This is a genomic window from Bifidobacterium sp. WCA-178-WT-4B (assembly GCF_009696495.1).
GTDB lineage: Bacteria > Actinomycetota > Actinomycetes > Actinomycetales > Bifidobacteriaceae > Bifidobacterium > Bifidobacterium infantis.
Map to the genome: position 1 here is coordinate 36,192 of NZ_VULV01000017.1, position 13,434 is coordinate 49,625.

19 protein-coding genes are annotated in these 13,434 nt (G+C 65.5%); 14 read left to right on the forward strand and 5 right to left on the reverse strand.

The annotated features are described in order from the left end of the window. Positions 1-186: 186 nt before the first annotated feature. Complete coding sequence (locus tag FYJ31_RS11100) at positions 187-612, forward strand: hypothetical protein (protein WP_154536682.1); 426 nt, start codon at positions 187-189, stop codon at positions 610-612. Between the two features lie 75 nt (positions 613-687). On the opposite strand, the gene FYJ31_RS11105 is transcribed toward FYJ31_RS11100, so the two are convergent. Further along, positions 688-1,194, reverse strand: coding sequence for a hypothetical protein (locus FYJ31_RS11105; RefSeq protein ID WP_229774091.1), 507 nt, complete (start codon positions 1,192-1,194; stop codon positions 688-690). 274 nt (positions 1,195-1,468) lie between these two features. Here FYJ31_RS11105 and FYJ31_RS11110 point away from each other — a divergent pair, with 274 nt between their 5' ends. Genes FYJ31_RS11110 through FYJ31_RS11135 form a run of 7 tightly spaced genes read left to right on the forward strand, consistent with a single transcriptional unit; the run spans position 1,469 to position 7,157 of the window. Further along, positions 1,469-2,692, forward strand: a complete 1,224-nt coding sequence (locus FYJ31_RS11110) for a hypothetical protein (protein WP_154536684.1) — start codon at positions 1,469-1,471, stop codon at positions 2,690-2,692. 50 nt (positions 2,693-2,742) lie between these two features. After that, positions 2,743-3,909 carry a DUF2637 domain-containing protein gene (locus FYJ31_RS13120; protein WP_154536685.1) on the forward strand — a complete coding sequence of 389 codons (1,167 nt, stop codon included), beginning with the start codon at positions 2,743-2,745 and terminating at the stop codon, positions 3,907-3,909. Between the two features lie 2 nt (positions 3,910-3,911). Beyond that, positions 3,912-4,889, forward strand: a complete 978-nt coding sequence (locus FYJ31_RS11120; protein WP_154536686.1) for a hypothetical protein — start codon at positions 3,912-3,914, stop codon at positions 4,887-4,889. Further along, entirely contained in the window at positions 4,886-5,356 is a 471-nt protein-coding gene (locus FYJ31_RS11125; RefSeq protein ID WP_154536687.1) for a hypothetical protein, read from the forward strand. The genes FYJ31_RS11120 and FYJ31_RS11125 overlap by 4 nt, the downstream gene beginning before the upstream one ends. Positions 5,357-5,381: 25 nt before the next feature. Then, positions 5,382-5,600 carry a hypothetical protein gene (locus FYJ31_RS11130; RefSeq protein WP_007057039.1) on the forward strand — a complete coding sequence of 73 codons (219 nt, stop codon included), beginning with the start codon at positions 5,382-5,384 and terminating at the stop codon, positions 5,598-5,600. After that, a complete protein-coding gene (locus FYJ31_RS12540) occupies positions 5,590-5,751 on the forward strand; it encodes a hypothetical protein (protein WP_195839501.1) in 162 nt (53 codons plus the stop codon). The genes FYJ31_RS11130 and FYJ31_RS12540 overlap by 11 nt, the downstream gene beginning before the upstream one ends. Further along, on the forward strand, positions 5,748-7,157 hold the full coding sequence (locus FYJ31_RS11135; protein WP_154536688.1) for a helix-turn-helix domain-containing protein: 1,410 nt from the start codon (positions 5,748-5,750) through the stop codon (positions 7,155-7,157). Before FYJ31_RS12540 ends, FYJ31_RS11135 begins: the two co-directional genes overlap by 4 nt. A 145-nt stretch (positions 7,158-7,302) precedes the next feature. On the opposite strand, the gene FYJ31_RS11140 is transcribed toward FYJ31_RS11135, so the two are convergent. Next, positions 7,303-8,118 carry a GNAT family N-acetyltransferase gene (locus FYJ31_RS11140; RefSeq protein ID WP_007051933.1) on the reverse strand — a complete coding sequence of 272 codons (816 nt, stop codon included), beginning with the start codon at positions 8,116-8,118 and terminating at the stop codon, positions 7,303-7,305. Between the two features lie 219 nt (positions 8,119-8,337). Here FYJ31_RS11140 and FYJ31_RS11145 point away from each other — a divergent pair, with 219 nt between their 5' ends. Then, complete coding sequence (locus tag FYJ31_RS11145) at positions 8,338-8,754, forward strand: hypothetical protein (RefSeq protein WP_154536689.1); 417 nt, start codon at positions 8,338-8,340, stop codon at positions 8,752-8,754. Positions 8,755-8,855: 101 nt separating this feature from the next. On the opposite strand, the gene FYJ31_RS11150 is transcribed toward FYJ31_RS11145, so the two are convergent. After that, a complete protein-coding gene (locus FYJ31_RS11150; protein ID WP_032684594.1) occupies positions 8,856-9,341 on the reverse strand; it encodes a hypothetical protein in 486 nt (161 codons plus the stop codon). Positions 9,342-10,008: 667 nt separating this feature from the next. Here FYJ31_RS11150 and FYJ31_RS11155 point away from each other — a divergent pair. The 5 genes from FYJ31_RS11155 to FYJ31_RS11175 are packed head-to-tail and all read left to right on the forward strand — an operon-like array spanning position 10,009 to position 11,885. After that, positions 10,009-10,401, forward strand: a complete 393-nt coding sequence (locus tag FYJ31_RS11155) for a hypothetical protein (RefSeq protein ID WP_442778616.1) — start codon at positions 10,009-10,011, stop codon at positions 10,399-10,401. Next, the gene (locus FYJ31_RS11160; RefSeq protein ID WP_154536691.1) at positions 10,398-10,685 is read left to right on the forward strand and encodes a hypothetical protein; all 288 of its coding nucleotides are present in this window, start codon (positions 10,398-10,400) and stop codon (positions 10,683-10,685) included. Before FYJ31_RS11155 ends, FYJ31_RS11160 begins: the two co-directional genes overlap by 4 nt. 26 nt (positions 10,686-10,711) lie before the next feature. Beyond that, positions 10,712-11,218 carry a hypothetical protein gene (locus FYJ31_RS11165; RefSeq protein WP_229774092.1) on the forward strand — a complete coding sequence of 169 codons (507 nt, stop codon included), beginning with the start codon at positions 10,712-10,714 and terminating at the stop codon, positions 11,216-11,218. Continuing rightward, on the forward strand, positions 11,218-11,400 hold the full coding sequence (locus FYJ31_RS11170; RefSeq protein WP_154536692.1) for a hypothetical protein: 183 nt from the start codon (positions 11,218-11,220) through the stop codon (positions 11,398-11,400). Before FYJ31_RS11165 ends, FYJ31_RS11170 begins: the two co-directional genes overlap by 1 nt. Before the next feature lie 17 nt (positions 11,401-11,417). Continuing rightward, positions 11,418-11,885, forward strand: coding sequence for a hypothetical protein (locus tag FYJ31_RS11175; protein WP_195839502.1), 468 nt, complete (start codon positions 11,418-11,420; stop codon positions 11,883-11,885). A 21-nt stretch (positions 11,886-11,906) separates the two neighbouring features. Here the strand turns inward: FYJ31_RS11175 and FYJ31_RS11180 are convergent, their stop codons facing one another. Then, a complete protein-coding gene (locus FYJ31_RS11180; RefSeq protein ID WP_229774093.1) occupies positions 11,907-12,887 on the reverse strand; it encodes a nucleotidyl transferase AbiEii/AbiGii toxin family protein in 981 nt (326 codons plus the stop codon). Further along, a complete protein-coding gene (gene abiEi, locus FYJ31_RS11185; RefSeq protein ID WP_195839503.1) occupies positions 12,874-13,425 on the reverse strand; it encodes a type IV toxin-antitoxin system AbiEi family antitoxin in 552 nt (183 codons plus the stop codon). The genes FYJ31_RS11180 and abiEi overlap by 14 nt, the downstream gene beginning before the upstream one ends. Between the last annotated feature and the right edge of the window lie 9 nt (positions 13,426-13,434).

Here is a 13,434-nt window from a genome sequence, read left to right on the forward strand (position 1 = left end):
TCAGCAGAGGTATGCGGCAGAGGTATTGCATTGCTCGCAAGGCACCGCTTCGACGAAATTGGCTGGAAAGACTCGCATGAGTTCGTCAGATGTGTTGAACAGTGCGAAGGCCTTCAATGTCTCCACGGATTATATTTATGGACTTTCCGATAGTCCCGAGCCTGGATGTCAAGAAGGGGTGACGGCATGAGCGAGAGAGTGTTGTGGCTTCGGTTGTGCGTGACCGGACCGACTCCCGAGTGCGGGGAGATTGTCGGATTGCGCATCGTCGACAGGCAGGCGCATCGCACGGTGTTCGACGCGTTCTTCCACCCCGTCAGGGAAGACGGCTGGAAGAGCGTGCCGGCAGGAGGGGTGAACGTGAACCTGGCGAACCGTCTGCCGTTGAACATCTACGTGGATGGGATCGAATGGATCCTATCCGGTGCGACGCTGCTGCGCGGCGAGCATGTGGAACGCGACATCCGTTTCCTGCGCGCCGCCGGCGTCCGTATCGAGGACCAGGTCGTGGAGCGCAGCGTCACGGCCGAACATCATAAGAGACTTGCGTCGGGGATTGCCGTCCCCACGCGCACCGGGAACCGGGCTTGCCGGCCCATCCCGGTGGGATGAACAACCATCCCTTACCCGAAACAAACCCATCCACCACCCATCTGCAGCGAAAAGAGAGAACCAGGAATGCCAACCCTACAAGCGCGTGCGGCTCATGGCGGCCACAGCGGATCGACGCCCCTCGGCGACCGCGGAAGCGACGTCGTGGACGAACCCATACGCGTCGTCACAGGTCGCGGCGGCGAGCACGATGCCGGACGAGAGCCCTGCGTCGAACAGCTCGCCGTCCGTGATCCCCGTGGACAGCATCCAACGCAGCCCATCCATGACGGCGGGATCCGTGACATTACGGAACAGACCATCGGCGACGGCCATGCGATAGGCCAGCCAGGCCAGACGCGCCCGCCGCGCGAGCACCGTTTCGTCACGGGCCAGCGCCTCGTAACGCAGAGCCGCCCGGACCGTCATGATCGGGGAGACATGGAGACGCAGGGGCATCGATGCGCCTTGCAGGAACCCGGATATCCGGTCCACCGTCATGAGACGGCGGCGGAGGACGAGGGAGAAGCCCGCAGTGTTGTCTTCCATCATGACCGCCGATCGATTGTGCTTGGAGACGATATCCGTTCTACCGATACACATGCGTCCGGCATGATATCGGCCGCATGGGATGGTCCGTGAAAAAGAGAATGCCCGCACGCGAATTGCCGTTCGCGTGCGGGCGATGGTCCCATCCTTTACCCATTTGCATTGCCCCTTGCCGGACGAATCCGGCTCGGGCGAGGGAACCAGCAGAAGCCAACCCCACCAATCATCACATCAGAAGGAGCCGGCAAGACCGACCCCGACCAATCGTCGGACCAGAAGACCAATCGTCGGACCAGAAGACCAATCGTCGGACCAGAAGGAGCCAATCATGACCAATTCTTACATCAACCCCACCCAGCCGACCGCCATTGAACCCCGATATTCACAGGATGCCCCCGCATGGCAGGACGTGGAGATCGTCGACGTGCCCGCCGTGGAGGAGCCGGAGCCGGCCGAGGGCGCTCCCGAGCCGATCCGCATCATAGACGAGCCGGAACCGGGGGAGGCCACGGCAGGCGACGCGGTCATCGAATACACGCGCGACCACCTGCCCGTCAACATGGGCGTCGACACGGACCAGAGCGATTTCACGCGCGAGCAGGCCGAACAGCTCGTCGGCGACATCCAGGAACAGCTCTACGAGACCGCGAAAAGCCAGAAACGCCTTCACGACCTGATTGCCCAGGCGTACGACGGGCGCGCCTGGATCGCCCTCGGATACCCCGCGGGACTGATCGGCTGGAACCGGATGTGCCAGGACAGGTTCACCGCCGACGCGGTCCGTATGACCGTCCAGCAGCGCACCAACCTCATCCTCAGCTTCCAGGAAGACCCGATCAGCAACAGGTCCCTCGCGGCCGCGCTCGGAGTCAGCGAGGGCACGGTCAGGAAGGCCGTCAAAAAGGCGAAGGGTGCCGCCGCGAAGCCGAAACCGGTCGTGGGTGCGGACGGCAAACGCCACAGCGTGCCGGAGCTCACGCCGGCGGAACGCCTCGAACTCGACGCGAAGATCCATGACATGAACCTGCCCGTCGAGGAGGGCGGCCAGGGCATGACCCAGCAGGAGATCGCCGCGAAGCTCGACATGGCGCAATCCACGATCTGCGCGAGCATCAAACGCGAGACCATGCGGCGCATGAGCGAGGGACTCGAACCCGCGGCCCCCGCACCGGTCGACGAGACCGGCGCGATCGGCGTGCTGCCCGACAATACTGCAATCGACCTGGGAGGCGACCGTCTCGCCGCGGACGACATGAACTTCGTGGAAGCGTTCCGCACCGCCGCGGGAGACGCGAACGCCGGACTGACCCGCCTCGTGGAGCTGATGAGCTCCGAACGCTGGCAGCCAGGCAGCGAGACCGTCGACGAGATCGTCACCCGCGCCGGCCGCGACATCAAGGGCGTGCTGGCCAACGTGGGCCCGTTCATGCGCCTCGTCGACCACGACCTCGAGGACATGTGGCCCGCCGACGAGAACGACCGCAGCCGCGACCAGGACGAGGTCAACGGCCTGTTCGACCAGATCCTGACCGTCGCGTCGGAATGCGCCTGACCCGTTAGCAGAGAAGACCGGCCATGAGGGCCGGCCGGAGAGGAACCGGTATGAACGACAAGAAAACCAAGGAAGTGGACGGGCGGGAGAGCGTGAGCATGCTGCCCGGCGTGACGGTGGGCGTGATGATCGCGGTCATCGCGTTCGTGCTGAGCTTCGACGCGTTGAGGCTCGTGTTCGTGTCCAGCGGCATCAACCCGCTCCTGTCATGGGGAGGCCCCCTGTGCGTGGACGGCACGATCCTCCTGTGCACGTGGGCGACATGGGGATTCCGCAAAGGCCACATCCGCGGACGCTGGTACCCGTGGGCCGGACTCGTGCTGTTCAGCCTGTTCAGCGTGACGGGCAACGCGTTGCACGCATGGCTCAACGCCGGCGGCATGCTCCCCACGTGGGGTGCGCCCGCGATCATGAGCATCCCGCCCATCGCCCTGCTCTACTCTACCCACCTGATCGTGATCATCGCCGGCGACCGCCAGGACAAACTCGCCAGGACCACCGGCAAGGCCGCCGGCCCCGATGACGGGCACGCCGGACCCGCCGAAACCACGCCGGAAACGGCCGGCACGGAACCGGTCCGGACGGAAAACCCGCGGGCCATCCCCACGCCGACGGCCGGACCGGAGCCGGGCAAGGCCACGGAACCCGCGCCCGCCGACCCGCTGGACCGCTACCTGTTCGACCCGCCGGCACCGGCGGAAGCCGACGAGGGCAGGGAAAGGAAAGGGGATCCGGAGGATATCCCGTTCGACCAGGACCTCACATGGCCCTCCGTGACGTCCGCGACCACGACATCCGCAAGGGCCACGAAGCCCACGGTCCACATGGTCCGCATGGACCAGGCCCATGCGGACCAGGACCGCATGGGCCGGAAACCCGAGATGGATCCCAAGGGCCAGCCGGGCCCGGAGGCAGGGGACCATGAGGTCCACGCCGAACCTGAGCCCGCGGAATCCCACGAAGGGGCCATGTCCGGCCCGGACCGTTCCTCCGACACGGGATCGGCCCACGATGCCGGCCCAAAAGCCGGTGAGCCGGCGCGCAAGGCGACGGCCGGCTTCGACCCCGACGAATGGCTCGCATGGGCCGACCGGCTGAAGGCCAACGGCGAGACGGTCACCTCGACCCGGGCCGTGGCCGACGGTCTCGCCTCGTCCACCACCACGGCCAAACGACGCCTGCACACGCTGCGCCGCGAGCATCCCGGAAGGTTCTGACCATGAGGAAAAGCGATGAACCGTTGACGGACACGCTGGTCCGCTGCCTCGCCGACCCCATGGACCTGAAGGGCCTCGAACGGCTCGAGAACGACGGGGACCAAGCCGGGGCCAGGCTCATGCGCGCCCGCCTCGCCGACCAGGCCGCCGTCCGGCTCGACGCCGCGCTGGAGGACAACCGGGCGCGCGTGCGCCGGCAGCTGGGCCGCGACTGGGCATGGGCCACGGACGAGGTCATGAGCGACCTGACGATACGCACCATCCGTCGGCTCGACTACTGGCACCGCACCAACACGGACCGGGCCGAGGGAGGGGCGACGAGCCTGGCCGCGTTCGTCAACCAGCTCGCCGGCACCGTGGTCGGCGAATGGTTCAAAACCCAACGGCCCAAACACCGCACGGGCATGACCCAGACCCCGGAACGGCGCGCGGGAAGGCTGAAACCGCCCACGGACCCGGACGACCGGACGGCGTGGGAACGGTGGCGCCGGCACGAGCAGACCCTCGCCGACTCCGACGTGATCTGCGACGCATCCGACATCTTCGAGGGACGCGACGGCGACGGCGAGAGCCCCGGATCGCCCGCCGCGGGCGACCGGGAAAGCTACCGGCAATGGGACGGCGACACGGCGGACGCCCCATTGCCGGTCAGTGCCGGATACAAGACGGACATGGAGGCCCTCGCCCTCGCGGTCCAGGCCGAATGGGGACTCGCCGCATGGAAACGGATCCTGACCCGATGCATGACCTCGAACCGCGCCCGTCCCCTGCTCAGGGAGATCCGCCACTGGCTCGAAGCCCACCACAACGGGACCACCCCGAGACTGGACCGCTACCCCTACCTCAGGGCATGCGCCGGCACAGGCGCCCGTAATCGGCCGAAAACCGGCGATGGACGAGTGAAAGAACAAACGAAAGGACAACGGGAAGCCGGACGACGAGGCCCGCGAACCATAGAGGAACGAAAGGAACGACCATGACCACGATGATGCCGGCCCCGGCAGGGGCCGAACCCGACGCCGTCACCCTGCAGATACCCGCGATCCCCATGACATGGGAACAGGCGTCGATCATGCTCGACGCGACGTTCGACGCATGGAGGATGCTCTCCGGCGAGATCGACGCCGCCCGCGGCGACGACTGGCAATGGATCCAGGAGATCCTCGCCCTGCCCGCGCACACCCGGTACATCAAGGCCGCGGGCGACGAGGCCATGGTGTGCTCGGCGGCGATGCGCGAGGACTGGCCCGGCAGATGGCACACACGATTGCGCGCCCGCGTGCAGAACGTCATCGACGCGCTCGTCTCCCACGAACGGGAGATCCGCGCCATGGACCCCGGCATGTTCGCGCGCATGCCCTCGCCCGCCCTGTGCGACAGGGTGCGGAAACGCCACGACCCGACCCGGACGACATTGGGCATGACGGTGCAAGAGCTCGCCCGATGAGGCGACGGGAAAGGAACGGAAGACGATGCGGATCATCATCGACGGACACGGCAGGATCGACCGGCAGGCCATGGCCGTGGAACGCCTCAAGACCATCGACATGACGCCGGCCGGGGGCGGGGACGCCCAGGACTGGGTAGGCGCATGGCTCGACGGGTTCGACCAGGCGCTCGACCTGTGCCGCGCCCTCGAAACCGCCCTCGACGCCGACACGGGGAAGGAGCTGTCCGGCGATGCGCGATGACGGACACGAGGACAGGAACGAGGAAGCCATGGGCCGCGCCGCCGCATCGGCGGGAGCCCGGTACGGAAGCCTGGAACCCACCAGCAAGGCGTTCGACAGGCTCATGCAGGTACACAAGAAGGAACGCGAAACGAAAGGGGCAAGACCATGAGCTGGCAATGCACGTCATGGGCGCTCAGGGAGGCGCCCGCACCCACGGCCACGGCCAGACTCGTGCTCATCGCCCTGGCCGACCGCTGCCAGCCCGACGGGCGCAGCGCATGGCCCACCGTGGAGACCCTGATGGCCGAGGCGCACACGAGCGAATCCAGCGTCAAACGTGCCTTGAAGGCGCTCGAGGAGACGGGATGCATCCGCCGGGGCAACCAGAAGCTCGCCCAATGGGACGAGCACGGCAACTACGTGCCCGACCCGTACCGGTCCGTCGTCTGGGAATGCTGCATGAACGTGACCCTCGAGCACGTGTCCGAGAAACCCGGACGACAGGCCAGGGCGGAACGCGCCGAACGGGCCGAACGTGACGGCGACGGCAATGCCGAACAGGCCGGAAAAGCGGACAGATTTAGAGGTGTCAAAATGACACCTCTGGAAAACGGCGGAAACAAGCCAAAATCTAGGGGTGTCAAAATGACACCTCTAAACCCGGAAAGGGAAGCCAGGGGTGTCACTGGTGACACCTCCAGGGGTGTCACCAGTGACACCCCTATAGTAAGAACAAATACTTCTAAACAAATATCCCCTTTGCCTCCTACGGAGGCATCTCCCCGGACCGGGGAGAGCCGCGACGGGAAAAACCAAACCGCCCACATCATCGAAGCCGCATCCGCGCCGGACGAGGCGAACCGCCCTATGGGTGAGCCCGACGACGAACGCTGGCAAGACGCCGGCCCCGAACCGGAAGAGCGGGTCCCCGCCGGGATACGCGCCAGATGGATCCTCGACCGGCTCGAAAACCGCCGAGCCGCCATGGGCCTGACCCCGAAACCGGCAGGCCGGCGGGACACCGACGCCGTCACTCGGCTCGTCGAACGGCTCGACGCCGCCGGCGAACCCGACACGAGCGGGCTCATGGAACGGGTCCTCGACCACGCGCTCGACAACGGGTTCCAGGCCAAACGCGTCGACACGGGACGCCGCTTCGCCCGCCTGTTCGACGAACTGCGCGACGACCTGACCTGCGACCAGCGAACCCTCGAACGCCGACGCCGGGAGCATGCCGACGCCGGCCAAACCGCCGGAAGCGACACGGGGGAGAGCCGGCCGGTGGAACCGGAATCCTACGAGACCCGGGCGCGCCGCATGCTCGCCGACCGCATCGGCGCCGACATCGACGCGTCCACCGCCATCCGCGCCCTCGCCGACAGGCTGCGCCTCGACCCCGACCCGGACCCCGGCCAAGCCGCACGCTACGCCGAGCTCGCGCTCCGCGCCGGCCGCAAAACCCGGGCCGAACAAGCCCGCCGGGAGAGCGAACGATCGAGGGAACTCCACGACTACCGCGCCTCGCACGGCGGCAGCTGCTTCGCCGGCAACTGGCAACTGGAGCAGGCAGAATGACGGCTCAACCAAGACACCCGAACACGCGGACTCGTGCCCAATCCATGAGTCCATGCATGGCCGCTCGCCAGGGGAAGGACGAGGAATGAATCATCAGGAAGACAAGAACGCCGAAGCGCCAGGCATGGGGCCTGATGGAATGGCATCAGTCCATGACGTCGGCGCGTACGCCCCTCAAACGGCTGGTCGTGGCGATCCAATTCCCGTCACCGTCGCGGGTCTCCCACTTGACGGCGAAGTATTCCTCGCCGGATACTCCAGGAGAGGAAGCGACGGAAGGGCATTGTCCCGCCCTGACGGACATCCCGCCAGGTTTGGCGATTGGAAGGAATGCCCAGCAACTGTATCCTGCCTCCTGCCCACGTTCCAAAGCAAAGGGAAGGGAGCAGGGACCGCCGTCGGCATATACGACCTGAAGCATGAGAAGGACATCGGGCTCCAGGACGCGGTGGCCGGACTTCTCGTTGAGGCCACGCGCTGCCTCATTCGTGGGCACGGACAATACGAGACAAGCGCCGTGATCGGCGGCCCAGGCATCGATGTACCTTTTCAGGGCGAGTGCGACGCCCCTGCGCCTGTACTCGTCGACGACTGCGATCCCCTCGACTTCGGCGACCGTACGCCTGACAAGCTCCGCGCACTGATACGCTCCGGCCGACGCGGAGAAATACCCGAGGAACGACTGGGCTGCCTGTATTCCTGGCGTGACGAAGGCGGCGCCTATGAGGCCGTCCTTGGAGAACGCCCCTATAAAAAGAGGCCTCAACGTGCCGTCATCCTCGACCGGCCGCTTTGGGAATTCTATATCGGCAAGATGAGGGATCTGTTCGACAATCAGACGCTTGGCCCTCTTTATCTCCACCTTATTGACCACTGGTCTGATCCTGACGATTCCGACACCGTCGAAATGATCAACGGACTCGATGCCGGAACCCCCGCATTGATTGATTCCATCCTTCATGATCCCGATTATCCGCCATCAGCCCGATATCGGCAATAAAACAATGCCGACGGTCATCGGAATCGGACAATCATCGGCGGCTTCCCGTCGGGCCGCCGATGGTATCGAGCCATTGCTTGTTGGTCGGGGCATCCGCCTCGGCCTTTTCCGTGGAATTCAATGCTCGTCCGCTTTTAGATTCGTCCATATTCGTCATGCCTTCTTCTGCGGGAGGGGAAAATGAGCTTTGTTGTCATCGCCGTGTTGATTGTACTGACCGCTTTGGCCGTCGGATATGTGGGGTTGCTCTTGGAAGAACACGCGGAATGGAGGGAATGGCACGTACCACGGGGCACGGAATTCATATCCTATCCATTGGAATACGGGGAACATGACGGGCTGCTCCTGACGGACGTGGAATACGCCACCTGCAAGGACCTGCTCGAGGTGCGCTACACCGTGGAGAACCGGAACAAGGGACAGACACCGGTCCGCAACGACCTCATCCTGGCGTTCCAGAACGGCATCGGGCTCAGGACCGTGTCCCCGACGACCTGGACCGTGATGCTCGAGGGAGCCCATGCGCGAATGACCCAATCATTCCGGCTCAGGGACCGGAGCGCACCGCCCGTGATACAACCCGACCGGACCTGGTGACAGCCGATTCCCTTCCCGACGAATCCATCGGGGAACAGCCGCTTCCTCCTTGTAAAAAATAAACCCCGCGCCGTGCGGCCGCGGGGCTCTCGCATCGTTTCCTATTCCATCGCTTTCGGACGTCCGGGTCTGAGCTCGCGGGTCTGCGCCCATGCGCGAACCGCATCCTCGGAATAGAGGGGGCCCTGTGAGGTCTCTATCACCGGCTTGGGAAAGGATTCGATCCTGGGAAACGCGTACGCCCTCTGTCTGGTGACGCCGGTCATGCGCGCGATCTCGGCGTAGCCCACCACCGGCGGGTATAGGGGTTCGCGGTTTCGCGCCACGGCGTCGGCCCATTCCCTCGCTTCGAGTCCCGTCACCGATGCGCCGGGCATGTTCTCTTCGAGGAGCGTGCGCGCCTTGGCCAGCGCCGTCTCCCCGTCCGGGGCATCGACGGCGAGGGTCAGTCCGCCGCCCGTGTGCCCGGGGTCGACCGCCACCGAGGCCCCGTATCTTCCGAGGGCTTCCATGAGGTCGAACGCCGCGTCCTCGTCGAGTCTCGCCTTGAAGTCAAGGGAAACCTGCCATTCTCGTGCTCTCGTCATGTTTCACCTATCCGATGTATTGCATGGCGTGCGCCGGGAGATGCCTCCATGGGCGCACGCCATCCAGCCGCCCTAGCGGTCGAAGGTTGATGGGGGAACAGAGGGTGTGCTAATCTTGCGGTGACAAGCCTAGGAAACTTCGTCTCCGCAAGATTAGCGACCGCTCACTCTTGGAACCCGCCGCGTCTCAGGTATTTCAAGCAATTCTCATACCATCTGGCATCCGAAGGTGTCTTGTGTATGGGAACGCCCGGCTTCGACTTGTCGGGTGGGTAGCACATCCAGCCTTTCTTCTTGGCTTCGATGCGCCATCCCTGTTCCTTGAGCTTCTCAAGGAGCGGCTCTGTTCTTTTATCCTTTATCTGCGATAATCCTTCGACTATCAGCCGTCAGCAATATTTTTGCTGACGGTGACAACAATAACGTTGTTTATTGTCATTGTCAACATTTTGTTTTGGGGCTGCGGACACGAAGAAAGATCGGTCTTGCGCGGCGGAGGAATCCCCCGATATAGAAGGGGCCACGGGTGGCATGGGCGAAGGGGCCACAAGGCAGGGCCCCAGAGAGGCAAGGAGCCGCACATGCAGGACCACAGGACGGAAAGACCGGCCGGACGAGTGTCCGGAATCCCGGGAGGGACCGCACCGGAGGCGGGGACGCCATGGGCATGACGGGTTTCTCGGACGCCGAGATGGCATTGCTGTCCGGACTGGACGCCGTGGCATGGGTCACCCGCACGCGCATCACCTACACGGACTCGTTCAAACGCGAGGCCATCGAACGCTACCGGCGGGGCGAAAGCCCCGTCAGGATCTTCCGCGAGGCAGGGCTCGACCCGCGCCTCATCGGCAACAAACGCATCGAACGGTGCATCGCCCGGTGGAAACGCGAACCGCCGGACGCCGGGACGACGCGCCCGCACGCCCCGGCCGCCGACGCCGGCAGGGAGGGAAGACCCGCGCCGATGAGCGTGGTGCTCGCCCAGACCATGCGCATCAACGCACTCGAGGAACGGCTGCGACGGCTCGAACTGGGCCTGGCGGACGGGACCACCCGATGAGCGCGGGCCCGAATCCCGTCGACCGGCTCGAACAGGCAGCCACGCAGTTCAAGGACAGCGGCGTGATCCAGCTCGCGGTCCAGGGACTCCTGCTCGAAGGCGTCGCCCGCGACCTGCGCCGGTGCGACACGGCCACCGTCGGCTGCGTCGAACTGTCCGCCTGGCTGAACCGGGGGATACGCGAGCTCGAACGGCGCAAAAGGATCGTGGACGCGCAGATCACGCTCATCGGCCCCCAACACGGGGAATACACGAGATACACGAAGTACGGAAGGAACCTATGAACAACGACACCGGCGGCGACCGCCCCATGCCGGGCACCCGCATGCGCAGGCTGTTCGACGAGAACCTGTCCATGATCGAGACCATGACGAGGATCGAGATCAGACGTCTGGGCCGCATGCCCCGCGGCACGCACCTCGGCCAGGACGACGGGAACCCCGTCACGGACCTCCTGCCCGACCGGTACCTCGACCGGTACGACCGCGAATTCCTCTACCGCATGCTCGGCTCCACGATACGCCTGCGCGCCCGCCTCGCCGACCCGAAGACTGACCATGCGGCACACAGCGTCATCGAGGAGATCCTCATCAGCAGGGCCGTCAGGCTCGTCGCCGACGACGACAACGAGGACGGCAGCGGACTCGAGGCATGGCTCGAGGACTGGCTCGGCGACCTCGACGTCGACCGGCTGTACGACCCGGCGGCCGACGAGGCCACACTCGCCTCGGACCCCGCCACCGGATCGGGCGACATGCGCTTCGACCACTGGTTCGAGGACCAATACTGGGCCGACGAGACGGACGGAGGGGAGTGATGGACGACGAACGCCGCAAGGCCATCCTCCTCGCCCTCGCATGCCTCGCCATCCTCATCCTCCTGATCATCGAATGCGCGATCATGCCGCGAATGGGATGGCTGTGGATCATCACCGCCGCCCTCGACCTCGTCCTGCTCGCCATGTGCGTCAGACACATCATCCGCGGAGACCGCAAGTGAACCCCGTCACCGGGGCCGTGCCGCCCCTCATCAGGGGACACGGCATCCGCTTCGAGATCGACCGATGGACATGGAGGCGACTGGATGCGGCGAGGTTCGACGGGGAACGCCGCCACCTGCTCGCCACACGCGGCAGACCCTGGCACGCCGACCCGGAACACGGCGGGGAGACGGACGCGCTCGAGACCTGGCGCCTGCTCGCCGGCCGCCACCAGGGCGGCGGCATGGGACTGACCGTCACCGGACCCGGCGGGAAGCTGGACGTCTCCTGGGAGCCCGACGGGGCCATCCCGCCGGACGGCAGGTTCTACCCGAACCCCGACCCGCCGGCCGCATACCCGCTGCTCGAACTCGAACGCGCCGGCATCATCCGCCCGGTCGAACCCGCCATCACCGTCTACGGGCCCTACGGGCGGCCGACCCGCCTCATGGAAATCACCGAACCATATCTCAACCCCATGCTGCGCGCGCTGCGGAGGAGATGAGAATGGGGCGAGGACGCCGCCTCAGGAAAGAGCGGGACCCCCGTCACGCCACATGGGAACGGCGGAAGACTGGTCGGGCTCAGGCATCGGCCGCCCGAAACCCGGCGAGCCATACGGCGACGCCCATGCGGGCCCGGAGGGATCATACAGCCCGGTGACCGCCTGCGAGGCGTACGCGCGCCAGGAGGGGGATTCGACGGTGGAGACGAGCATTCGGGCCGGCAGGAACCTTCGCATCTCGTCCAGAAAGGCGTCCGAAGACAACACCGACGGGATCTCACGCAGGCGGCCGGCGCGCGCCTCCCATTCTCCGACCTCCCCGTATTCCCCAGCCTTGAGCGTGGCCATCCGGAACGCCCGGGACGCATCCACGTCGACCCTGGACGACAGCCAGCACATGTCCCACAGGTCACGGCGGCGGATATGGGAGGAGCATGCAAACGACAGAAGCTTGTCCGCGAGTATCTCGGTGGGGCTTTCCACCGCCAGGATGATGTCCCCGGCGATCGCCGACACGGAGGGATAATTGACCCTGACCGGCCTCGTCTGCGGCTCATGCGCCGGCACCGATGCGACCTCCAGCTTGATCGACTGGCTCGGCAGATCACGACGTTGCGCCGCCGTACGGATGGATATGCGCCATCTCCTCACCAAGCCCTCGTCCCGGATCGGTTCGCGAACCTTCACCTGCACGTCCGGGGACATGCCGGCGAGGGAGGACCTGACGCATTCGCCCAACCCCCGAAGGTCATCGACGCCGAAACCCGTGCCGCCGGCGAAGTCGAGGTCCTCGCTGTAACGGGGGGACCCGTGGCACAGACGCAGGCTCGTGCCTCCTTGGAACACGATCGGGCCGAAGAAGCCGCCGTCCTGCATGGCGGAAAGTATCCGGTAATGCAGCAGTTCCTTCTCCACCACGGGAAGCAGCGCGCCCATGCCTTCCGAACGCGCGATGCCCGCCGCGACCGCCTTGTAGTCGAACGCCATGTCACTCCCATCCATCGTCGTTCTCCAATTCATCCATGTCCACGAGATCCAGGTTACGGCCTGTGGCCTGCAGGTCCCGATACGCCCAACGTTTCGACGCGAGCGGCGTCATCCCACCGTCACGCGGCACGAGGTTGGGGAGTATCCTCGACCAGTCGAGCGCGCAGTGCGTGAACTCGATCGTCCCATATGGGGTCACGGCCAGGCCCTCACGGCCGGTGGTCATGAACGTGACGCGATCCACCGGGATCTGGCTGATCACGCCCCAACGGCTCAGCGCGCTCTCCAGGCTCTCCCACACCAGCTGTCGGGGGCGCAGCCGGCGTGCGACGGTATGCAGCGTCGCCTCCCCGAGATGCGCCGACCAGGCGAACGCATACACGCCGCGCGCGGCGCGGACCAGCACGTTCACCGCTACCAGGCTCGACAAGGTGCGGTCGAGCCTTTGTCCCGTTTCCCCGAGAACCAGCGCCAGATCCGGCTTGCGATACACGTGCACGCCGAAACCCGTGTCCATATCCCTCAGGCGGTTCATCGCCAACTCCCTACGCATGAACATAAG